The sequence below is a fragment of the Bradyrhizobium acaciae genome, assembly GCF_020889785.1.
GTDB lineage: Bacteria > Pseudomonadota > Alphaproteobacteria > Rhizobiales > Xanthobacteraceae > Bradyrhizobium > Bradyrhizobium acaciae.
Map to the genome: position 1 here is coordinate 15,831 of NZ_JACMYK010000074.1, position 20,018 is coordinate 35,848.

Annotated in this window: 21 protein-coding genes and 2 pseudogenes; 11 read left to right on the forward strand and 12 right to left on the reverse strand. The window is 65.9% G+C overall.

Going from position 1 to position 20,018, the window contains the following annotated elements:
* Positions 1-59: 59 nt before the first annotated feature.
* Together H8A92_RS24795 and H8A92_RS24800 are read right to left on the reverse strand one after the other, a co-directional pair.
* On the reverse strand, positions 60-920 hold the full coding sequence (locus H8A92_RS24795; RefSeq protein ID WP_229198191.1) for a DMT family transporter: 861 nt from the start codon (positions 918-920) through the stop codon (positions 60-62).
* Positions 917-1,426, reverse strand: a complete 510-nt coding sequence (locus tag H8A92_RS24800) for a MarR family winged helix-turn-helix transcriptional regulator (protein WP_229198192.1) — start codon at positions 1,424-1,426, stop codon at positions 917-919. Before H8A92_RS24800 ends, H8A92_RS24795 begins: the two co-directional genes overlap by 4 nt.
* 213 nt (positions 1,427-1,639) lie before the next feature.
* On the opposite strand from H8A92_RS24800, the gene H8A92_RS24805 reads away from it, so the two are divergent.
* Positions 1,640-2,437: a DUF899 domain-containing protein gene (locus H8A92_RS24805; RefSeq protein WP_229198193.1), complete on the forward strand. Its 798-nt coding sequence runs from the start codon at positions 1,640-1,642 to the stop codon at positions 2,435-2,437.
* 32 nt (positions 2,438-2,469) lie between these two features.
* Here the strand turns inward: H8A92_RS24805 and H8A92_RS24810 are convergent, their stop codons facing one another.
* Positions 2,470-3,363: a LysR family transcriptional regulator gene (locus H8A92_RS24810; protein WP_229198194.1), complete on the reverse strand. Its 894-nt coding sequence runs from the start codon at positions 3,361-3,363 to the stop codon at positions 2,470-2,472.
* A gap of 103 nt (positions 3,364-3,466) precedes the next feature.
* On the opposite strand from H8A92_RS24810, the gene H8A92_RS24815 reads away from it, so the two are divergent.
* From H8A92_RS24815 to H8A92_RS24825, 3 genes are read left to right on the forward strand one after another with little or no spacing between them, the layout of a single operon-like run.
* Positions 3,467-4,021: a GNAT family N-acetyltransferase gene (locus tag H8A92_RS24815; RefSeq protein ID WP_229198195.1), complete on the forward strand. Its 555-nt coding sequence runs from the start codon at positions 3,467-3,469 to the stop codon at positions 4,019-4,021.
* Entirely contained in the window at positions 4,018-5,196 is a 1,179-nt protein-coding gene (locus H8A92_RS24820) for an MFS transporter (RefSeq protein ID WP_229198196.1), read from the forward strand. The genes H8A92_RS24815 and H8A92_RS24820 overlap by 4 nt, the downstream gene beginning before the upstream one ends.
* Before the next feature lie 46 nt (positions 5,197-5,242).
* The gene (locus H8A92_RS24825) at positions 5,243-6,706 is read left to right on the forward strand and encodes a M20/M25/M40 family metallo-hydrolase (protein ID WP_229198197.1); all 1,464 of its coding nucleotides are present in this window, start codon (positions 5,243-5,245) and stop codon (positions 6,704-6,706) included.
* A 3-nt stretch (positions 6,707-6,709) separates the two neighbouring features.
* Here the strand turns inward: H8A92_RS24825 and H8A92_RS24830 are convergent, their stop codons facing one another.
* Positions 6,710-7,219 carry a DUF1993 domain-containing protein gene (locus H8A92_RS24830; protein ID WP_229198198.1) on the reverse strand — a complete coding sequence of 170 codons (510 nt, stop codon included), beginning with the start codon at positions 7,217-7,219 and terminating at the stop codon, positions 6,710-6,712.
* Between the two features lie 18 nt (positions 7,220-7,237).
* On the reverse strand, positions 7,238-8,674 hold the full coding sequence (locus H8A92_RS24835) for an MFS transporter (RefSeq protein WP_229198199.1): 1,437 nt from the start codon (positions 8,672-8,674) through the stop codon (positions 7,238-7,240).
* Between the two features lie 124 nt (positions 8,675-8,798).
* On the opposite strand from H8A92_RS24835, the gene H8A92_RS24840 reads away from it, so the two are divergent.
* Both H8A92_RS24840 and H8A92_RS40845 read left to right on the forward strand, forming a co-directional pair.
* Positions 8,799-9,590, forward strand: a complete 792-nt coding sequence (locus H8A92_RS24840) for a LysR family transcriptional regulator (protein ID WP_229198200.1) — start codon at positions 8,799-8,801, stop codon at positions 9,588-9,590.
* On the forward strand, positions 9,587-9,709 hold the full coding sequence (locus tag H8A92_RS40845; RefSeq protein ID WP_274613457.1) for a hypothetical protein: 123 nt from the start codon (positions 9,587-9,589) through the stop codon (positions 9,707-9,709). The genes H8A92_RS24840 and H8A92_RS40845 overlap by 4 nt, the downstream gene beginning before the upstream one ends.
* Before the next feature lie 31 nt (positions 9,710-9,740).
* Here the strand turns inward: H8A92_RS40845 and H8A92_RS24845 are convergent, their stop codons facing one another.
* Positions 9,741-10,652, reverse strand: coding sequence for a LysR family transcriptional regulator (locus H8A92_RS24845; protein WP_229198201.1), 912 nt, complete (start codon positions 10,650-10,652; stop codon positions 9,741-9,743).
* 214 nt (positions 10,653-10,866) lie between these two features.
* Between H8A92_RS24845 and H8A92_RS24850 the strand changes: the two genes are divergently transcribed.
* Positions 10,867-12,384: an MFS transporter gene (locus H8A92_RS24850; RefSeq protein WP_229198202.1), complete on the forward strand. Its 1,518-nt coding sequence runs from the start codon at positions 10,867-10,869 to the stop codon at positions 12,382-12,384.
* A gap of 61 nt (positions 12,385-12,445) precedes the next feature.
* Here the strand turns inward: H8A92_RS24850 and H8A92_RS24855 are convergent, their stop codons facing one another.
* Both H8A92_RS24855 and H8A92_RS24860 read right to left on the reverse strand, forming a co-directional pair.
* Positions 12,446-12,865, reverse strand: coding sequence for a cupin domain-containing protein (locus H8A92_RS24855; protein ID WP_229198203.1), 420 nt, complete (start codon positions 12,863-12,865; stop codon positions 12,446-12,448).
* A gap of 87 nt (positions 12,866-12,952) precedes the next feature.
* Positions 12,953-13,354: an Ohr family peroxiredoxin gene (locus H8A92_RS24860; protein WP_229198204.1), complete on the reverse strand. Its 402-nt coding sequence runs from the start codon at positions 13,352-13,354 to the stop codon at positions 12,953-12,955.
* A gap of 139 nt (positions 13,355-13,493) precedes the next feature.
* Between H8A92_RS24860 and H8A92_RS24865 the strand changes: the two genes are divergently transcribed.
* On the forward strand, positions 13,494-13,967 hold the full coding sequence (locus H8A92_RS24865; protein WP_229198205.1) for a MarR family winged helix-turn-helix transcriptional regulator: 474 nt from the start codon (positions 13,494-13,496) through the stop codon (positions 13,965-13,967).
* 131 nt (positions 13,968-14,098) lie between these two features.
* Positions 14,099-14,392 (forward strand): annotated as a pseudogene (locus tag H8A92_RS24870) (BamA/TamA family outer membrane protein); the annotation flags it as partial.
* 32 nt (positions 14,393-14,424) lie between these two features.
* On the opposite strand, the gene H8A92_RS24875 reads toward H8A92_RS24870, so the two are convergent.
* Complete coding sequence (locus H8A92_RS24875) at positions 14,425-14,991, reverse strand: AAA family ATPase (RefSeq protein WP_229198206.1); 567 nt, start codon at positions 14,989-14,991, stop codon at positions 14,425-14,427.
* Between the two features lie 209 nt (positions 14,992-15,200).
* Between H8A92_RS24875 and H8A92_RS24880 the strand changes: the two genes are divergently transcribed.
* On the forward strand, positions 15,201-16,367 hold the full coding sequence (locus H8A92_RS24880; RefSeq protein ID WP_229198207.1) for an ABC transporter substrate-binding protein: 1,167 nt from the start codon (positions 15,201-15,203) through the stop codon (positions 16,365-16,367).
* A gap of 46 nt (positions 16,368-16,413) precedes the next feature.
* Here the strand turns inward: H8A92_RS24880 and H8A92_RS24885 are convergent, their stop codons facing one another.
* On the reverse strand, positions 16,414-17,223 hold the full coding sequence (locus H8A92_RS24885) for a phosphotransferase (RefSeq protein WP_229198208.1): 810 nt from the start codon (positions 17,221-17,223) through the stop codon (positions 16,414-16,416).
* 216 nt (positions 17,224-17,439) lie between these two features.
* Here H8A92_RS24885 and H8A92_RS24890 point away from each other — a divergent pair, with 216 nt between their 5' ends.
* Complete coding sequence (locus H8A92_RS24890) at positions 17,440-18,657, forward strand: MFS transporter (RefSeq protein ID WP_229198209.1); 1,218 nt, start codon at positions 17,440-17,442, stop codon at positions 18,655-18,657.
* A gap of 31 nt (positions 18,658-18,688) precedes the next feature.
* Here H8A92_RS24890 and H8A92_RS24895 read toward each other — a convergent pair whose 3' ends face one another.
* Positions 18,689-19,333: a Vgb family protein gene (locus H8A92_RS24895; RefSeq protein WP_229198210.1), complete on the reverse strand. Its 645-nt coding sequence runs from the start codon at positions 19,331-19,333 to the stop codon at positions 18,689-18,691.
* A gap of 33 nt (positions 19,334-19,366) precedes the next feature.
* Positions 19,367-20,018 (reverse strand): annotated as a pseudogene (locus H8A92_RS24900) (helix-turn-helix domain-containing protein); the annotation flags it as partial.

Sequence of the window (20,018 nt, forward strand, 5' to 3'; positions counted from 1 at the left end):
ATCACGCTTCCGTCAATTGCCATGCCCGCGTGGCCAGGCCAGCGAGCTGGATCTAGGCGCTAGGCGCGCGCCAGCACCAGCACATTGCCTGCGAGGATCGCGGCGGCGCCGGCGAGCACCGGCCAGCCCAGCGTGAGGTGCTCGAACAGCGCCGACAGCATGAGTGCCACGAGCGGCACCAGCGCGAGCGTGTAGGCGGCGCGACCGGGACCGAGCCGCCGCACGAGTTCGAAGTAGAGCATGAAGGTGATGCAGGATGCGGCGACGGCGAGATAGAGGAAACTCGCCGCGTAGGTCAGCGAGACGTCGGCTGCGAAGTGCGTGCCTGTTACGACCGCCCAGAGCGCGCTCGCCGCGGCGCCGATCAATGCGCCCCAGGCCAGCACGGAGACCACGGGCAATCCGGCACGCTGATTGCGTGCGCCGACGGTCGTGCCGGCACCGGTCGCGATCGCAGCCGCGAGCGCCCAGGCAAACCCTGCGACCGGCGCGGTTCCGTGCGCGCTTCCACCGGGCAGGAAAATAATCGCAAGACCCAAGATGCCGCACAGCGCGCCCCAGACGAAACCGGAGGAGATCGGCACACCGAGCGCGGCACGCGCGATCACGGCGGCGAACAGCGACGAGGTCGACAGCACCAGCGCGGCAAGGCCGCTCGGCATCCGCGCGGTCGCTTCATAGAAGGCGATGAAGGCAATGGCGAAGAACAACAGGCCCTGCAACGCAACGGCCGGCCGGTCCTTCCGCGGGATCCCGAGCGGCACGCCGCGCATCCGGCCGTAGCCGAGCAGCATGAGACCCGCGAGCACCATGCGCAGGGCAACGGACCAAGGTGCGGGTGTGACACCGGCCTGCATCGCCGTTGCCAGCGCGCCGCCACCCCACAGCAGTGCGGTCAGCGCGAACAGTGCGGCCGTCATGGCGCGCCGGCATCATCGAGCAGCGCGCGCCAGCCGCCGGCGTCGATCCGCGCACTCTCTCCCTCAAGCCGGGTGAGGGCCGAGTCGAGAATCGTTCGCTCGGCTTCTGAAAAGCGCGCAAGCAGCCGCGCCTCGATCGCACTGCCGAGCGCGGCGATCCGGTTGAAGGCGGTCCGGCCGCTGCGGGTGATGCTGACCGCGGCGAAGCGGCGATCGGTCTTGCCGGGACGCCGCACCGCGAAGCCGAGTTCCGTGAGCTGGCCGATGCCGCGGCTGACCGCGAACGGATCGAGCGCGCAGGCGCGGCCAATCTCGGAGGCATTGGCGGCATCGCGCTCGGCGATCACGGCGAGGATGCGCCAGCCGGCCTGGCTCAATCCGAACGTCTCGCTGTAGAAGCTCTCCAGCGGGCGGGCGACCTGGGCCGCGACCAGGAACAGGCGATACGGGAGCCAGGCGCTGAGCTTCAGGCCATCATCCGACGCAGGGGCAGCGGTTTGCTTCATGCGGCGAGGCTCGCACATATACTTGCAAAATGCAAGCATTACGCAAATGTAATCGAAGCGACCCGGGCGCATGCGCGAAAATCCCGACACACTTGTCACTCCCACTCGTTATGGCCGCCGCGCCAGATTGCGGCATGGCCAATGACGAACGGCCACGGCGCTGGAACTGCGCTGGGGTCCCCGAGTTCGTCCAATTCGAAGATGGAGATCATCATGAGCAAATCAGCTGAAAACGATCGTGGCGGACTGTCGGCGATGCAGACGCCGCCGGTGGTGTCGCGGGAGGCGTGGGAGGCGGCGCGCCTGGAGATGCTGGTGAAGGAGAAGGCGCAGGTGCGGGCGCGCGACGCGCTTGCGGCCGAGCGGCGGCGGATGCCGTGGATGGCGGTCGAGAAACCGTATGTCTTCGAGGGACCAAACGGCAAGGCGAGCCTGCTCGATTTGTTCGAGGGCCGCCGGCAGTTGATCATCTACCGCGCGTTCTTCGAACCCGGCGTGTTCGGTTGGCCGGATCACGGCTGCCGCGGTTGCTCGCTCGGCGCCGATCAAGTCGGCCATCTCTCGCATCTGAACCAGCGCGACACCACGCTGGCTTATGCTTCGCGCGCACCGCAAGCCGATATTGCGCGGCTGAAGGCGCGGATGGAGCGGGAGATGCCGTGGTACACCATCACCGACAGCTTCGACGCCGACTTCGGCGTCGCCGAATGGCACGGTCACAACGTATTCGTCCGCGACGGCGAGCGGATCTTCCGCACCTACCTCGTCAACAGCCGCGGCGACGAGTCGATGGGTACGGTGTGGAGTTATCTCGACATCACGCCGTTCGGCCGGCAGGAGCTCTGGGAGGATTCGCCGAAGGGCTATCCGCAGGGCCCGACCTATAAATGGTGGAACTGGCACGACAATTACGAGGCCGAGGCCGCACCGAATGCGAAGTGGGCGGCGGTGACCGATGCCGGCGAGGCCGCGTTCCGCAAGATCGCGGAGCAGGAACGCAACGCAACGTGACGGGGGCATGGGGAGGACGCGCAGCGTCCTCCCTAGCTGCTCTTAGAAGAGAGTCCCTTCAGCGCCGACAACGTCTGCCGCAGCCCGCGGTCGAGACGCTTGTCGCGGCGGATCACGACCGCGAGCCGGCGATGGAGTCTGGGTGACAGCGACCGCACGATCAGGTCGCGCGGTTTGGTCCTGGCGGGGACTGCCATGCCCGGCAGAATTGCGCAGCCGAGGCCGGCACGCACCATCTCCTTGATCGCCTCGACGCTGCCGAGCGACATCAACGGTTTCAACGACACGCCGCCGCGGGCCAGCCATTCATCCGCGGTGCGCCTGGTGTTGCCGCCGGGCTCGAACAGCAGCACCGGTCTGGTCGCCAGCACCTCCGGCGTGATCCGCGCCGGCAGCGTCATGTCGCGCGGCGCGATCAGCACGAACTCGTCGTTCATGACCGGGGTGATCTCGAAGCTGCGCCCGGACACCGGCAGCGTAACCAGCGCGATGTCGATGGTATTGTCTTCGACGGCCCGCGCGATCTCCGCGGTGTTGCCGGTCGTGACCGTGATCTCGAGCGAGGGCATTGCCGCCCGCAACTCCCTGAGGATCGGCGGCAGCAGGAAGATGCAGGCGGTCGCTCCCGTGCCGAGCCGCACACGGCCTGCCGTTCCGGTCGTCTGCTGCGCGACGGCATCGACTGCCGATGTCACGGCTGCGTTGATCTGGTCCATGTGCGAAAGCAAGGCGACGCCGGCGGCTGTCGGTCTGGCACGTCGTCCGACCCGCTCGATCAAGGTGGCATTCAGGCTGCGCTCAAGCTGGCGCACCTGCAGGCTCACCGCAGGCTGCGTGAGCTGCAATCGCTCGGCCGCAGCAGAAAAGCTGCCGCTGTCGATCACGACGGCGAAGCTTTCGAGATAGTCGAGGTTGAGGTTCTTCATCAAAGTATATCTTATGCCACGCATAACCAATCAAAGCTTCACTTATATAATGCCGTGGCGCATGCTGGGGCAATATTGACGGCTCTGGCAGGAAGACATGGTGATGGCAGGCAGCAACGGCGTCGTGGTCCGCGACGCGACGGACGGCGATATGGCTGACGTGCAGGGCATCTATGCCCATCACGTGCTCAATGGGCTCGCGACCTTCGAGGAGGTGCCGCCGACGGTGGACGAGATGCGTAGCCGCCGCAACGCGGTGCTGGCCGCAGGCCTGCCGTATCTCGTGGCGGAGCTTGACGGTCGCGTGGCCGGCTATTGCTACGCGACGTCGTACCGGCCGCGGCCGGCCTACCGCCACACCATCGAGGATTCCGTCTACGTGGCTGACGGACTGCACGGCCGCGGCATCGGCGTGGCGCTGCTTCAAGAGCTGATAGCACGCGCGGAAGCCGGACCGTGGCGGCAGATGCTGGCCGTGATCGGCAACAGCGGCAACGCCGGATCGATCGCTCTGCACCGTCGCATGGGCTTTCAGCCGGCGGGCACCCTGAATTCGGTCGGCTTCAAGCTTGGGCAATGGGTCGACACCGTGCTGATGCAGCGGCCGCTCGGGCCGGGCGCTTCCACGTTGCCTTCGGGCAAGGAAGCTGCCCGGTGATCGCACGCCGGGTCGTGGTCGCCCTCGGGCTGGCTCAGCTGATTTCCTGGGGCACGACCTACTATCTGATCGGCGGGTTCGGCGAGCAGATATCCGCGGATCTCGGCTGGGGCCGCGACATCGTCTACGGCGGATTTGCCGCGGCGCTCTTGATGATGGGCGTGGTGTCGCCCCTGGCGGGCAGGTGTGTGGACGGCCGCGGTGGACGGGAAGTCATGGTCGCGGGCGCTCTGATCAACGCGACCGGCTGCGCCGGTCTCGCCCTTTCGCATCAGATCAGCACCTATTTCGCGTCCTGGATCGTTTTGGGACTCGGCATGCGGCTGACGCTGTACGATGCGGCGTTCGCGGCGCTGGCCCGGATCGGCGGACCGGAGGCGCGCCGCGCGATGTCCGGGATCACTCTGCTCGGTGGCCTGGCCGCCACCGTGTTCTGGCCGCTCGGCCATACGCTCTCGGAACATTTCGGCTGGCGGATTGCGGTGCTGGCCTATGCCGGCTTTGCGCTGCTGACGATCCCGTTGCACTTGATGATTCCGACCAAGCGGTTTGCCGGCGTGCCGAGCTCTGGTGTGGCGGCGCCGAAGCAACCGCGCGCCGCCAGCCGCCGGCAGCTTGCGGCGGCGGGCGGGCTCTATGCCGTGATCATGACCGGAGCCAACTTCCTGAACGCCGGCATGTCCGCCCACATGATCGCCGTGCTCTCAGGGCTCGGGCTCACCGTCACCGTGGCGGTTTGGATCGCAACGCTGCGAGGTATCGGGCAATCGGCCGCGCGCCTTTGCGAAGTCCTGTTCGGCGGACGGCTCGATCCGCTCGCGCTCAATCTGATGGCCTGCCTGATCATGCCGCTCTCCTTCATTGCCGGCCTGTTCAGCGGGACGTCGAAGGAGATGGGGGTCGCCTTCGCGCTGTTGTACGGCGCCTGCAACGGCATTCTGACCATCACAAGGGGAACGTTGCCGCTGATCCTGTTCGATCATCGCAGCTATGGCACGCTGGTCGGCCGGCTCATCGTTCCGAGCTTCATCCTGCCCGCGGCGGCGCCGTTGGTCTATGCGATCGTGATCGACCGATTCGGCGATGCCAGCGCGCTTTATCTTTCCACCGGCCTCGCCATGATGACGCTCGTCGCGGCTGCCACGCTGAAACTGCTGTTTCCGAGGGCTCCCTGAGGCCGCCGCCGCGGGATATGGTTTAAAAAATGGGAGGAACAAGAACGTGACGTCAAAGACCAAGAACAATTTCGTAGCCTTGATGCTCGCCACGGGCATCGTCTTCTCCGGAACCGGCTTTGCCGCCGCCGAACGTTATGGCGACCGGACGGTTGCGTTGCTCAAGAAGCTGATCGCCTTCGACACCTCGAATGGCCCCGGCGATACGCGGGCGCTCGCCGAATATCTGAAGTCGCAATTCGCGCCGCTGGGCGCCGAGGTCGACATCTTCGTCGCCCCGAACGGCAAGGCCGCGCATTTCATTGCCCGGTTGCGCGGCGACGGCTCGAAGAAGCCGGTGCTGCTGGCTGCCCACGCCGACGTCGTGCCGGTCGAGCGCGAGAAATGGACCGTCGAGCCGTTCGCCGGCGTCGAGAAGGACGGTTTCGTCTACGGCCGCGGCGCGATGGACTTCAAGGGCGGGCTCGCCGTCTTTGCCAGCGCGGTGATGCGGCTTGCGGAAGAGAAGACGCCGATGTCACGCGACGTGATCTTCCTCGCCGAGGCAGACGAGGAGCAGGGGCAGTACAGCACGGCGTGGCTGGCGAAGAACCATTGGGACAAGATCGACGCGGAATTCGCGCTCAACGAAGGCGGCTATGTGCTGCAGGAGCGCGACGGCACGGTCCGCCAGATCAACGTCACGACGGCGGAAAAGCTCTCGGCGACGTTTGCGTTGAAGGCGACGGGGCCCTCGGGCCATTCCTCGCGGCCGTTCCCGGCGGGCGCGATGGCCAACGACCGCCTGATCGCGGCGCTCGCCAAGCTCGCGGTGCACGATCCGGTCGTCAAGCTGGTGCCGGCGACCGAGGCCTATTTCAAGGCGCTGCTTCCGATCAGTTCGGAACAGACGGCTGCCGATATCAAGCAGCTGTTGGCGGCAAAGGACCAGGCCGATCTCGACGCGGCCGGAAAGAAACTGGTTGCCGACAATCCCAAGGACAGCCTGCTGCTGCACGCCCTGTTGCGCGACACCATGGTGATCACGATGATCGATGCCGGCATCAAGCCTAACGTCATCCCCGGCGACGCCAAGGCGGTCGTGAACACGCGGCTGCTTCCGGGAACGACGACCGACCAGATGATTGCCGAGATCAAGCGCGCGGTCGGCGATCCCGGCATCGAGGTCAGCATCGTCACCGCGCTGCCGCAGCAGGAGGCGCGGGAGGCCTATCTGATCCGGAGCAAGATGCCCGGGTCGCCGGTCGATACCGAACTCTATGGCGCGCTGGAGCGCAACGCGAAGCGGGTCTGGAAGGACGCCGTCCTGGTGCCGACAATGTTCGAGGCGGGGACCGACGCCACCGCCTGGCGCGAGCGCAACGTGCCGGTTTACGGCATCTATCCCTATCCGCTCGACGACGACATCCTGAGCCGGATGCATGGCAACGACGAAAGGATCGGCGTCGAGGCGATCAAGCAGGGGGCGGACTGGGTCTACAACACGCTTCGCGAGGTTGCGAAGAAATAGAGATCACTGCGGGACGTAGTTGCCGAGGAAGTCGCGCTTGCCGAGCGCCACGCCGCGTTGGCGCAGGATGGCGTAGGCGGTGGCGACGTGGAAGAACAGGCTCGGCAGTGCGAAGCCGTACAGATAGCGCGCTGCCGGCATTGGCGGTGCGCCGAAGGGCAGGCTGATGATGCGCTCCGCGGCCCGGTCGAATGCCCGAACCGGGAGCGTGTCGATGTAGTCGAGCGTTCGCGATATCCGGGCATGCGCTGCGGTGAGGTTTCCTTCGTCGTCGGCAAAGGGGGGTGGCTCGAGACCGGCGAGCCGCCCGGCGGCGCCCTTGGCGTGATCGCTCGCCCGTTGCACCTGGCCGACCAGCGTCAGCATGTCGGGCGCCAGCCGCGCCGCGAGCATGGCATCGGGATCGAGACCGCGTTCGCGGGCGTGGGCCTCGCCCTTGCGCAGGAGATCGGCGAGCGCGTCGAGCATCTGACGAAACACCGGGACGGACGCATCGTAGAGCGGCGCGGTCATGGACTTCTTCTCCTGCTCTCAAGCGGCCGGCTCGCGCGGCAGCCACAGCGACAGCCAGCCGCCGAGCGCCAGCAGCGCAACATTGCAGCCGAGGGCGATCGTGAATGCGTGCGCATAATCATCGGCCTGCGGATGCGGCCCGAGCAGGCTGTAGAACACGCCGCCGATAACGGCTACGCCGAGTGCGGCGCCGATCTGGAAGGTCGAGATCATCATACCCGATGCCAGCCCGGCATGGCGCGGATCGATGCTGCCGATCACGGCCTTGATCACTGACGGCATCACGGTGCCGAAGCCGAGCCCGCCGCAGATCAGGCCGAATTCAAGGCTCTGGGGCAGCGTGCCGCTGACCGACAGCATCACGACGCCGAAGCCGATCACCTGCAGCGCAAAGCCCAGCGTCAGGGTGCGCGCGCCGAGCCATTGCATCACCAGCGACGACACCAGCGAACTGACGAAGAAGCCGGTGGCAAAGGGCAGGGTGGCAAGGCCGGCCGCCAGCGGAGACCGATGCAATCCGTTTTGCAGGTAGACCGCAAAGGTCAGATAGAACGACGACAGCATGTAGAAGGCGAGCGCCATCACCAGCCCGATCACGAAGTCGCTGTTGCGCAACAGATGCAGCGCGACCAGCGGGTCGCCGCCGCGTGCGGACAGCCGTGCCTCGAAGCGGACGAAGGCGGCGAGCATCAGTGGAGACGCCAGCAGCATCGCGATGATCCAGATCGGCCAGCCGGATTCACGGCCCTCGATCAGCGGATAGACCAAAAGGCCGAGTGTGAGCGACAGCAGGATGACGCCGCCGATGTCGAGCCGCTGGGCATGCTCGGCGCGCGAGTCAGTGAGGAACAGCAGTCCGCCGAGGAAGGCGGCGAGGCCGATCGGTACGTTGATCAGGAAGATCGCCTGCCAGGCCAGTCCGAATGGATGCGCCGACACCAGGACGCCGCCCAGCACCTGACCGCAGATGTTCGCCAACCCAAAGGTGGCGCCGTACAAGCCGAGCGCGCGGCCCTGTTCGGCCGCCGGAAACAGCACACGGATCGAGGCGAGCACCTGCGGTGCCATCGCGGTGGCGGTGAGGCCCTGCAGGATCCGTCCGGCGACCAGGATGGCCGGCGACCATGCGATGCCGCACAGCACCGACGCGATCGTGAAGCCTGCGACGCCGGTCAGGAACATCCGTCGGCGGCCCAAGAGGTCGCCGAGCCGGCCGCCCGTGATCAGGAACACCGCGTAAGTCGCGGCATAGGCCGAGATCACGAACTGTACCTCGCTCGCCGTCGCGCCGAGATTGTCGCGAATGGCGGGGAGTGCGAGGTTGACGACGTTGAAATCGAGGATCGGCAGGAAGGCGCCGGTGAGCAGCACGGGCAGCGCCAGCCATCGCCGCGGGTCGACGGCTGCCAACTGCGCGTCGTGCAATTGCAACGTCTCGGTGGTCTCGCTTGTCACCTGGCAACTCCTCTGCATCGCCGGCACCTCTCGCAGCGTGCGCCGGTCAGCCGAACTTTCCGGGAAGATGGCCTGTCTGTTTGTGATAAGGTATTATTCAGAGCCGCGAAGCGAGTTTGCAAAAATGCACAGCCCTCTCGACTGGAATGATCTTCGGCTCGTGCTCGCCGTCGCGCGGGAAGGCAGCCTGTCGGGGGCGGCGCGCAAGCTCGGCGTTACGCATTCGACGGTGTTTCGCCGCCTTGGCACGATCGAAACCGCGATCGGAACGCGGCTGTTCGAGCGGTTCCGCGACGGTTACGCGCCGACGCCGGCGGGCGAGACGGCGGCGGCATCGGCGGCCCGGCTCGAGGATGAGGTGCTGGCGCTCGAGCGCAGGTTGGCGGGACAGGACCTCAGGCCGTCAGGCACGGTCCGGATCACGACGACGGATACGCTCGGCGTGGTGCTGATGCGGCATCTGCCCGCGATGCGCGCCGCCCATCCGGAGATCCAGCCGGAGATCATCATCTCCAATGCGATGGCCAACCTGACACGCCGCGAAGCCGAGATCGCGATCCGGCCGACGCCGGCACCATCCGAGCTGCTGGTGGGACGGCGCGTTGCCGATATTGCCCATGCGGTCTACGGATCGCGCGCTTATCTCGCTCGGCGCGGCGACAAGGACCTGTCGGCGCACGACTGGATCGGGCTGGACGATGCGCTGGCCGGAACCGTCATCGCCGGATGGATGCGCGACAAGCTTCACTCGGCGCGCATCAGCTGCCGTGTCGATGCGCTTCCGGCCTTGCGCGATGCCGCGGCGGCGGGGCTGGGGCTTGCCGTGCTGCCTTGCTATGTCGGCGATCTTGCGCCGACGCTACGGCGGGTGACGCCGAAGCCGCTCGCAGAGCGCGCTCGGCGCTGTGGCTGTTGACCCACGACGATCTCAAGCGCACTGCGCGTATCCGCGCCACGCTCGATTTTCTGGCCAAGGCGCTGGCGTCGGAGCGCGCGCTGTTCGAGGGAAAGCGAGCCGACGGCGCGCGACGATAGCCGGTCGGTGATCTCATGCGCGACTGATCGGTCAGGACCCCAGCGCTGCGGTGACGCTTCGCGCGGCCCCCATTCTGCTGCCTGCACTGATGGGCGGACGATGGTGCTCGCGAAAGGCGTTTGCCAGCGTCTTCAACGCCGCGCGCGACCTCGCGTCCGACAACGTCGACAGCAGCATGATCTCGGACGGAGGCAGCGCAGGGAGCCCGAATTTCTCAGTCACCTCGACTGTGCCTGAAGGAGCAACCCGGCGCGAGAACACCGAGATCGCAAGGCCTGCCGAGACCGCGTCGGCGACGGCAAATGCTCCGCAGCCGAGGAATGTTTCTGTCCACGGAAGGCCCGCGGCATCAAGCGCACGCGTGGCGGTATTGAGGATGCCGCAGGCGGGTGAGGAGGCCGCCAATCGGAACGGCTCTCCGGCCCGATGAAGAAAGTCCGGTGTGGCGAACCAGCCGAAATGATCGGGTCCCAGAACGTCCCCGTCGCGTCGGTCGTCCTCTCGAAAAATGATCACGGCATCGATCATACCGCGATCGAAGGTCTCAAGGAGATCACGGGCATCGTCGAGACGGACCTCGATCGTAAGGGCAGGATCATGTGCATTGAGCCGCGCCAGCAAGGTGGGAAGCTCGGGTGCGCCGACGTGACTGGCGATCCCCAGCGAAAAACGCCGGCGAACCGACGTCAGACCCGCAACAGCGCGATCATGCGCGGCGAGCAATTCGCGTGCCGGCGCGAGGAACGCGGCGCCCTGTGCCGACAGGCGCACCAGCCGCGGTGTCCGCTCGATCAGTCGATGGCCGACATGGCTTTCCAGCCGCTTCAGCTTGACGCTGATCGCGCCCTGCTTGGTGCCGAGCGCTTCGGCTGCGCGCGTGAAGCTCTTGAGCTCGGCGATGGTCACGAAGGTCTTCACGGCGTCGATGTCGAGCGTGGTCATGTCAGTCATCCGGAATTGTTGTCTCTGAAATATCTAGTCATCCAATTCACCAATGCTCAAGCGGTGACTAGCTTTGTGTTGTGAAGCGCTGCGGCCACCCGATTCCCGTCGCTGCTGCCTCAATACATCGTGAGTCGATCGGCCAACGCTGCTGCCAGCACCCTGGCAACAGCGTGCGGTATGCCGTTGGCTTGCAACAACAAAAGGCCTGATCATGTCAACTGAACTGAGCCGGCGCGGCGCCGTCGTGTTGTCCGCCGTATGCCTAGCCTGCCTGATGTTTGGATTGGAGATTTCCAGCATCCCCGCGATCCTGCCGACGCTGGAGCGGGTGCTGCATGCCGACTTCAAGGCGCTGCAATGGATCATGAACGCCTATACCATCGCGGTGACCACGGTGCTGATGGCGATCGGGACGGTGGCGGACCGCTACGGACGCAAGCGCATCTTCCTGGTCGCGATCGCCGCATTCGGCATCACCTCGCTGATCTGCGGTATTGCCCGGAGTGTCGAGATGCTGATCGTCGCCCGCTTCCTTCAGGGGCTCAGCGGTGGCGCGCTGCTGATCTGCCAGATCGCCGTGCTCTCGCACGAATTCCAGGGCGGCCGCCTGCGCGCCGTCGCCTGGGGCTGGTGGGGTGTCATCTTCGGCATCGGCCTCGGCTTCGGACCGATCATCGGTGGTGCTGTGGTCGCGGCGCTGAGTTGGGAGTGGGTGTTCCTGGTCCACGTGCTGTTCGCGGCTGTCGCCTTCGTGCTCACGATCGGCGGCGTGCACGAATCGAAAGACCCGAAGGCGAGCAGTCTTGACGTCGCCGGCATCGCGACGATGTCGGTTGCCGTGTTCTGTCTCGCATTCTACATCACGCAGGGCCCGGATCTCGGCTTTGCCAGCCTGAGGGGCCTCGCAATCCTCGGCGTCTCCGCCGTGAGCTTCATCGCGTTCCTGGTTGCCGAGAAGGTCAGCCGGCGGCCGATGTTCGACTTCTCGGTCTTTCGGATTCCGGCGTTCTCCGGCTCGATCATCGGCTCGGCCGCGATGAATCTCAGCTACTGGCCCTTCATGATCTATCTGCCGATCTGGTTTCATGCCGGCCTCGGCTATGACAGCGTGTCTGCGGGACTTGCCTTGCTCGCCTACACGCTGCCGACGCTGGTGATGCCGCCCTTTGCCGAGCGCTTGTCGCTGCGCTATCAGCCGGGCCTGATCATCCCGGTCGGGCTGTTCACGATCGGCACCGGATTCATGTTGATGAAGTTCGGCAGCGCCGCCGCGCAACCGGACTGGTTGACGATGCTGCCCGGCTGCCTGATCGCCGGAATTGGCCTCGGCATTACCAACACGCCCGTCACCAACACGACAACGGGCTCGGTCTCGAGCGACCGCGCGGGCATGGCCTCCGGCATCGACATGAGCGCACGGATGGTCTCGCTGTCGGTCAACATCGCGCTGATGGGCTTTATCCTGGCGAGCGGCGTACTGGCGCATCTGAAGGCCGTGTTGCCGGCGCTGGATGGTGCGCAACTGCGTGTCATCGCCGAGCGGATCGCGGCTGGCGACGCCGCGTCGGCACCGGAGCTGACCGGTCCCGTCGTGCATCAGGCGCTGGCGAGCGGCTTCGGCTGGGTCATGCTCTATGGCGGCATCGGTGTCTGGATCATGGCCGCGATCAGCCTGCTGATCTTCAACGCGCGGCAGACAGCGCACGCCGAAGCTCGGGGCAGCAAGTGAATTGATGTCGCCGCGCTCGCCCCACGCTGAGAAGTGCGTAGGGGCGGGCAGGCGGCAGCGGTCACTTCACGAGCGTCAGCAGCGGCTTGTCTTTTTCGACGATATAGGTCGCAAGCTCGCTAGCGGTGACGTCGCCGACATTCTTCGCCGCATGGATCGTGTCGGCGGGAATAAACAGCACGTCGCCGGCCTTCAGCGTTGCCGGAGGCCTGCCGTCGACATCATATTCGAACGTGCCGGCGAGCACGTAGATGATCTCCTCGCCGGGATGGGTGTGCCGGCCGAATGCCTTGCCCGGCGCGATGTCGACGCGCACCTGGACGGCTTCGCGTCCGGGAGCGCTGAGGTCGCGGCGCTGCAGGTCGGTTCGCGTGATGCCGGCCGGTTGCTGCGCCTGGGCGGTGGGGATCGTCAGGAAACTTCCAGCGATCAGGGCCGCCCTTGCGAGGAGGCGCGTCGCCGTCATCAGTCTGCTGGTCATCTCGAACTCCAGAGGTTGTTGTCTCGACTGGTCCGACCGCGAACCGGCAACCGGCCGGTCCGCGTCGGAAGTCGTCACGTGCTGGTCTCAGACCAGGGTGGTCGTGACGTCGATGTTGCCGTGGACCGCCTTGGAGTAGGGGCAGATGCCGTGCGCGGCTTCGAGCAGTTGCTGTGCGACCTCGCGCTCGACGCCGAGAACGCGGACGTTGAGGCGCGCGCTCAGGAAGAAGGCGCCACCGGCCTGGTTCAGGTCGATCTCGGCGTCGACTTCGGGCTCGCTCGCGAGCTTGACCTTGCGCTGTCCGGCGGCGAGCTGGATCGCGCCGATGTAGCAGGCCGACCAGGCGGCAGCGAACAGGTTTTCCGCGGCCGGGTGCGGCTGCGGCAGCTTGACGTCGAGGAAGCCGTCGTGCGAGCGGCCGGTGCCGTTCGGGCCTGCGGTGACGTGGGTCTTTCCGGTGGCGAGAACCTTTGCATTGGCGGTCATGGTCAACTCCTTTGTGAATTTGCATCGTGTCCGATTTAATCGGACGCGAGTTGAAATAGACCGCGCATTAGATGATGTCAAGCACTTCCGATTTAATCGGATACGATTTATATTGATCCGGACTTCACGAACTCCGGAGATGCCCGTGACCCGCCCCGCCAAGGCCGAGACCAAAGGCCGAAAACTCGCGAATTTTCTGTGCTTTGCGGTCTATTCGGCCAATCTGGCCTTTGGCCGCGCCTACAAGCCGATCCTGGACGCGGTCGGCCTGACTTACACTCAGTATATTGCCATGATCGCGCTGTCGGAGGCCGACGAGCAGACCGTCAGCGCGCTCGGCGAAAAGCTGTTTCTGGAATCCAATACGCTGACGCCGATCCTCAAGAAGCTCGAGCAGAGCGGCTACATCAGCCGCGTCAGAGATCCCGCCGACGAGCGGCAGGTGCGGGTGAGCCTGACGCCGGCCGGTCGGCGGTTGCTCGACAAGGAGATCAACGCGTCCCTGGTCGAAGCCACCGGGCTCGGGGATGAGTTTCCGATCGTGCAGAAGAGCGTGGTCAGGCTGCGCGACAATCTGCTGCATCACACACGCGGCGATTCGAAGAAGGGCTGATCGTTCGGCGGCGGCGCGCCGGGCACCACGATGAGCTGCCGGACCAATTTGTAACGGGCTGTATCCGCGCCGCGTCGTTCCGCATTTTCGCCACGGCGCGACTGGCAACTCCGCTCCGCTTCTGGGTGATGTTCTGGTTCCTGCCCTCCTAGGTTGGGCTGAAGGGAGCTGTCTATGCGGACGCCGGCTCGCTCTGGGGTTATGAAGGCCCGACGTCGTGGGCCGCGACCGGCGAGGTGAATACGGCAGCCTGCAAATGCGGCCTGCAATACGACGATGAGAACGTCGTGCGAATCTCGGTCGGCGCTGGCCTGATCTCGGCGTCACCGTTCGCGCCGCTGCGCTGCGACTACGCCGTGCCGATCAGCAAGGGCAAATACGATATCGTGCAGGAGTTCAGGTTCGGAGGTGGGACGTCGTTCTAGGCACATCCCGGGGCCGCGGAGTGACGATCTGATCAGGCCATCGGTGGGATGCCGCCGCCGAGCGTCGCCAGCACGAAATCGGCGCGTGCCGATGGTGACGTCTTCGGCAGGCTGATGACGTCGTAGCCGAGCCCGGGAAGTGTCTGCATCAGCCGCTGATATTCCGCCGTCGCCGCCTCGAACCCGTGCCGCCGCTCGGCGTCAGTGACGTAGATCTCAGGCCATGGCGGTGTCATGAACACGCGCGCGTGGTAGCGGTGCTCGGGGCAGATCGGGCGTAGCGCCGGCTCGCCCGTCAAGGCTTCCAGCGCTGACACGGCGTCGATGAGGCCGCGATCGAAGAACACCCATCCGGAATGGAACTCGGCGATCGCCATATCCTTCAGTGCGACGTCAAAGGCGCGCCGCAGGAAGGCTGCCATATCGACCCAAGGCAGGGCCGTGCCGCCGGATGCTAGCTCGTCGGCGATGATGCGGCGGCCGGGCTCTTCGACGACCGAATAGCCGCGTGCCCGCAATTCGGCCAGCAAGGTCGATTTTCCGCCGCCGGAGCAGCCGGAGATCAGGACGAAGCGACTGTTCAAGAGGTGTCCTTTCATCAATCGTCACAAGGCGCAAACCGGCGCCCCGCGGATGCGGGTTGCTCGATAGGCCTGAAGTCCTGGGGAAGGCGCGGAGATGTCTCGACGCGCATGACGAGCATAGCATCGAATGTGACGCAAACGAGGTCCGCTTGACGAATTCTTCAGCGCCGCGCCGATAATATCGATCGAGCACTGTTGCATCCTGCTCGAAGGAGGAGACGCACGTGGCATCACGCTCGATCACCTGCATCACGCTCGCGCTGCTACTGTGCGGCGCGCTGCTTGATCCTTCGCGCGCAGTTGAATCCGGCGAACCGATCCGGGTCGGTGCGGTGCTGCCGTTTTCCGGTGGGGTCGAGCTGTACGGCCAGCAGGCGAGACTCGGGCTCGATCTCGCCGCTCGGGATATCAACGCGGCGGGCGGCATTCTCGGCCAGCCAATCGAGATCATTTATGCCGACGACAAGACGCGGCCGGAGGCGGCGGCTGATGCGATGCGTTCGCTGGTCGAAAAGCAGGACGTGCTGGCCGTTGTCGGCCCGATCACCTCGCGCAACCTGAACGCGCTGGTGCCGCTTGCGGAGAGTTCGAAGACGCCGCTGCTCTACGCGACCAACTACGAGGGCGGCAAATGCAGCCGCTATCTGTTCTCGTTCGGCGCGGTGCCGAACCAGGAGCTCGGCCAGCTGCTGCCCTATATGACGCAAACCTTCGGCAACACGTATTTCCTGCTCGGTGCCGACCGGGTCTGGCCGCGTCAGATGTTCGACATCGCACAGCCTTTGATCGAGAAGCTCGGCGGCAGGGTGGTCGGGACCAAATACACGCTGGGAACGGAGACCGACTTCTCTCCGCTGATCAAGGAGGTCGCGGCGAGCAAGGCCAAAATACTGCTGTTCGCGCTGAAGGGCGACGGGATGGATTTCATCCGGCAGGCCGACGAGGCCGGGTTGCTGACGGACATCACCGTCGCCTTCCTCGGACTGTCGGAGGTCGATCTTGGGATCTTCCGCGGCAAGGGCCAGAACATGGTCACCGTGGTGCCTGCGGTCGCGGCGAGCGAGGAGCCTGCCGTCAAAGCTTTCGTCGCGAAGGCGCGCGCCGCTGCCGGCGCGGGTGTCGCGGTATCGAACTATGTGATGACCCATTATAACACCCTGATCGCGCTGAAGGCCGCAGCCGAAAAGGCCGGTAAGCTCGACAAGGAGGCCATCATCGACGCGATGGCCGGCCTCACCATTCCGTCGCCGACCGGCCCGGTAACACTCGGTAGGGATCACCACACGGCGATGAACATGTTCATTGCGAAGACCCAAGCCACAGAGCTGGTGCAGGTCCGTGCCCTCGGCGCTATTGCGCCGCTGCCCGGATGCAGTCTGGCTGGTCGTTGACAGGAGGCTAGGGCGCGTACTCCGGCTCGCGCGCGACCAAAACAATTCAGCCTTCCGAGCGCAGGGCTATCTCGACGCGCTGGATCAGCCGCTCCCGCATGTCAGGCATGGCCCCACCGAGCAGGAGGAAGACGCGGACGATCGGCAAATAGGGCCGCATCGCCGCCGTCAGCGCCGCAGGGGGGATCCCGGCCAACCGCGCATACTCCGCCTGGAGAACCGAATTGACCGTGGCCCGCTCCGGATCGTCGGCGTGCTGCGGACCAAGCTCGGTAAGCAGGACATGGCACTGCGCCATCTCGTAGGCAGCGGGCGCACGAGCCGCACCGAGCCAGTCGATCAGTCTCGGGCCCTGCGCCGTCATGATCACGTTGCCGGGGTGAAGATCGGAATGGCACAGCACGTCATCGGGCGCGAGGTGCTCGATCAGCGCGAGGACGCCGGTGGTGATGCGCTCTGGAAGCACACTGCCGCCGAACCGCAATCTGGCGTCCATCGCCTCGCGCAGCGAGAGTGCGTCCGGTGGCGGTCGCGTCTTGTGAACGGCTAGGCAGAGCGTCGCGAGAATTGCGCCAGCTTGTTCAGGCGTGATGGCGCCGGTGCGCGTAGCCTGCTTCAGGGTCGGTCCATCGAACCGCGGCAGCACGATTCCGAAGCGCCCGTCCAGGGTGACTTCGCCGAGCACCTCCGGCGCCGGGCCGCCGGCGGCGAAGACCGCGCGGGTCATTTGCATCTCATGCTGGACGACCCACTGCGGGATACCTGGTTTGGACAGCTTGACGACCTGACCGGGCGCCCAAGCGTGGACATCGGCGAAAAGCCCATCGCCGATCTTCTCCCCCAGCGATCCCTGCATACCCGTTCTCCGCCGTGATAGAGAAAACACCGGCAGCGAGCAAAAAGAAACCCCTCCCGTTCGGCGGGCGGATTCATAAGCACACGCCCTAGTATCGCGGTAGCGGCCCTGGCCGCTGCCGCGCTCGAAAAAAGCGAGCTGGCGCTGTCCTTCGTTGTCGGTTCCAGTCCGGCCCGCTCGTCTTACAGCCAGAACGAGCTGCGTGGGAGTTCCGGAATGAGCAATTCGACCTATCGCTGGGTGATCGTCGCGGCCGGTGGCCTGCTGGGCTGCGTCGCGATCGGCGGCATGTTCTCGCTGCCGGTGTTCCTGCAGCCGATGGCGCGGGAGACCGGCTGGTCGGTGACCGGCATCTCCAGCGCGATGACGATCGGTTTCCTCGCGATGGCGTTCACCAGCATGATCTGGGGCACACTGTCGGACCGGTTCGGGCCGCTCCCGGTGGTGCTGACCGGATCGGTCGTGCTGTCGGCAAGCCTTGCGCTGGCAAGCCAGGTGACCTCGCTGCTGGCGTTTCAATTCGTGTTCGGCGCGCTGGTCGGCGCGGCCACGGCGGCGATCTTCGCCCCGATGATGGCCTCCGTCACCGGCTGGTTCGATACCCATCGCAGCCTCGCGGTCTCGCTGGTGTCGGCCGGCATGGGCATGGCGCCGATGACGATGTCGCCGTTCGCGGCCTGGCTGATCTCCCATCACGACTGGCGGACCGCGATGCTGATCGTCTCCGGCGTGGTCGGCGCGATCATGATCCCGGTGTCGTTGCTGGTGCGGCGCCCGCCGGCGCTGCAAGGCAATGCTCCCGAAGTGGTCTCGACGAACGGCGAGCCGCCGATGTCGGTGGCGCAGGCGCTGCGTTCGCCGCAATTCCTCATCTTGATCACAACCAATTTCTTCTGCTGTGCCACCCATTCGGGGCCGATCATCCACACCGTGAGCTACGCGGTCACCTGCGGCATTCCGCTTGTTGCCGCCGTGACGATCTACAGCGTCGAAGGGCTCGCCGGCATGGGCGGCCGCATCGCGTTCGGCCTGCTCGGCGACCGCTTCGGTGCCAAGCGGGTGCTGGTGATCGGCCTGCTGGCGCAGGCGTTCGGCGCGCTCGGCTACGTCTTCGTACGCGAGCTTGCCGCGTTCTATGCAGTCGCGGCGATCTTCGGCTTCATCTATGCCGGCACCATGCCGCTGTATTCCGTGCTGATCCGCGAGAACTTTCCGCTGCGCATGATGGGCACGGTGATCGGTGGCACCGCGATGGCCGGCAGCCTCGGCATGGCGACCGGGCCTTTGGCCGGCGGCCTGATCTACGACACCTTTGCGAGCTACACGTGGCTCTATGTCGGCTCCTGGGCCACGGGCCTCGGCGCGTTCCTGATCATGACGACCTTCCGGCCGATGGCAGCGGCGCGATCGACCGCGGTGCCCGCGCCGGCGTGAGCTTGCTCGGCGCGCGAAGCGATTGATCGTCTTATGCGCCGCTGCGCTTCGGCCGCCGGATGGCGCGCACCTTGTTGTTGGTTGAGCCGCTGCCGCAGAAGAAGCGGTCCTTGCCGTCGGATTCGAGCCCGGAGACGTACGTCCCCTTCGGCATTTCCAGCCGTTCCATCACCTCGCCGGTCTGCGGATCGATGCGCCTGACGTCGCTCTCGTCCTCTTCCCAGGTGCCGTGCCAGAGTTCGCCATCGACCCAGGAGACACCGGTGACGAACCGGTTGCTTTCGATGGTGCGCAGCACCTTGCCGGTGTCTGGATCGACCTGCACGATGGTGCGGTCGCGGTACTGGCCGACCCACAGCGAGCCTTCCGCCCAGGCGAGGCCGGAATCGCGGCCGCCGCCGGGCGAGGGGATGGTGGAGAGCACGCGTCCGCTGCTCGGCTCGATCTTCAGGATGCGGTCCTCGGCGATCTGATAGAGGTGCTTGCCGTCGAAGGCGGTGCCGGCATGGGCGGCGATGTCGAGGGTGCGGGTGGTGGTGCCGCTGTCGGGGTCGAAGGCGACCAACTGGCCTCCCGCCGCGAACCAGACCTGCTCGCCGTCGAAGCTGACGCCGCCGACGCTCTCGACGCCCTCGAAGGCATATTCCCGGATGATCTCGGCTTCGGACTTCTTCATGCGGCGCTCCAGTTGTCTGATGTCAACCCGATGCTAGCCGTTCGGCAGCGGAGCGGGGAGTAACAACGTCGTCGTGAATCCCGGCACCGGCGGCGTCATCCAGCGCCGGGCGCGCGCGCGGCCGACCGACTGCACCTTGCCTGTGGCGGCCAGCGCGTCGAGCGCGCGCTGCACGGTACGTTGGCTTGCGCCCAGCGCCACCGACAGTGCCGAACTCGACCAGGCCTCGCCGTCGGCGAGGAAGGCCAGCACCGCCGCGTGCTCCTCCTCGACCGGCAGCGCCAGCACGGTGACCTCGCGGCGGCCGTGCGGCTCCAGCACGAAGCCGTCGGGCGTGGCGCTGAGATCGGCGAGCGGTCGCAGCGCCCGGCGCAGACGTCCGATCTCGACCCGCAGCCGCGCGCGGTGCGATTCATCGGCGTGCTTGCCGCGAAATGCGCGCGCGATCAGCGTCCCGCGCGACACGTCCTGCGGCCAGGCTTCGCCCAGCGCGCGGGCGAGTGCGAACAGCACCGGCCGCCGGTTCAGAGAGACAGTCGTGCCGATATCGCGCACCACGTAGCGACAGGCATCGACAACAAGCGCCTTCGACGCCATCAGGGCCTCGACCTCCTCGAGCAGCAGCGGCCGCTCGTGGCCGCGCGCAATCAGGCGCGCCGCCGGCGTGGCGAGCAGGCGTGCGGTG

What these genes read in the sequence shown, in the direction of transcription:
- H8A92_RS24845 (WP_229198201.1), bottom strand. Translation starts at nt 10,652, where the DNA reads ATGACCACGCTCGACATCGACGCCGTGAAGACCTTCGTGACCATCGCC.
- H8A92_RS24865 (WP_229198205.1), top strand. Translation starts at nt 13,494, where the DNA reads ATGCCCGTGACCCGCCCCGCCAAGGCCGAGACCAAAGGCCGAAAACTC.
- H8A92_RS24850 (WP_229198202.1), top strand. Translation starts at nt 10,867, where the DNA reads ATGTCAACTGAACTGAGCCGGCGCGGCGCCGTCGTGTTGTCCGCCGTA.
- H8A92_RS24795 (WP_229198191.1), bottom strand. Translation starts at nt 920, where the DNA reads ATGACGGCCGCACTGTTCGCGCTGACCGCACTGCTGTGGGGTGGCGGC.
- H8A92_RS24890 (WP_229198209.1), top strand. Translation starts at nt 17,440, where the DNA reads ATGAGCAATTCGACCTATCGCTGGGTGATCGTCGCGGCCGGTGGCCTG.
- H8A92_RS24895 (WP_229198210.1), bottom strand. Translation starts at nt 19,333, where the DNA reads ATGAAGAAGTCCGAAGCCGAGATCATCCGGGAATATGCCTTCGAGGGC.
- H8A92_RS24860 (WP_229198204.1), bottom strand. Translation starts at nt 13,354, where the DNA reads ATGACCGCCAATGCAAAGGTTCTCGCCACCGGAAAGACCCACGTCACC.
- H8A92_RS24885 (WP_229198208.1), bottom strand. Translation starts at nt 17,223, where the DNA reads ATGCAGGGATCGCTGGGGGAGAAGATCGGCGATGGGCTTTTCGCCGAT.
- H8A92_RS24810 (WP_229198194.1), bottom strand. Translation starts at nt 3,363, where the DNA reads ATGAAGAACCTCAACCTCGACTATCTCGAAAGCTTCGCCGTCGTGATC.
- H8A92_RS24840 (WP_229198200.1), top strand. Translation starts at nt 8,799, where the DNA reads ATGCACAGCCCTCTCGACTGGAATGATCTTCGGCTCGTGCTCGCCGTC.
- H8A92_RS24815 (WP_229198195.1), top strand. Translation starts at nt 3,467, where the DNA reads ATGGCAGGCAGCAACGGCGTCGTGGTCCGCGACGCGACGGACGGCGAT.
- H8A92_RS24805 (WP_229198193.1), top strand. Translation starts at nt 1,640, where the DNA reads ATGAGCAAATCAGCTGAAAACGATCGTGGCGGACTGTCGGCGATGCAG.
- H8A92_RS24830 (WP_229198198.1), bottom strand. Translation starts at nt 7,219, where the DNA reads ATGACCGCGCCGCTCTACGATGCGTCCGTCCCGGTGTTTCGTCAGATG.
- H8A92_RS24875 (WP_229198206.1), bottom strand. Translation starts at nt 14,991, where the DNA reads ATGAAAGGACACCTCTTGAACAGTCGCTTCGTCCTGATCTCCGGCTGC.
- H8A92_RS24855 (WP_229198203.1), bottom strand. Translation starts at nt 12,865, where the DNA reads ATGACCAGCAGACTGATGACGGCGACGCGCCTCCTCGCAAGGGCGGCC.
- H8A92_RS24800 (WP_229198192.1), bottom strand. Translation starts at nt 1,426, where the DNA reads ATGAAGCAAACCGCTGCCCCTGCGTCGGATGATGGCCTGAAGCTCAGC.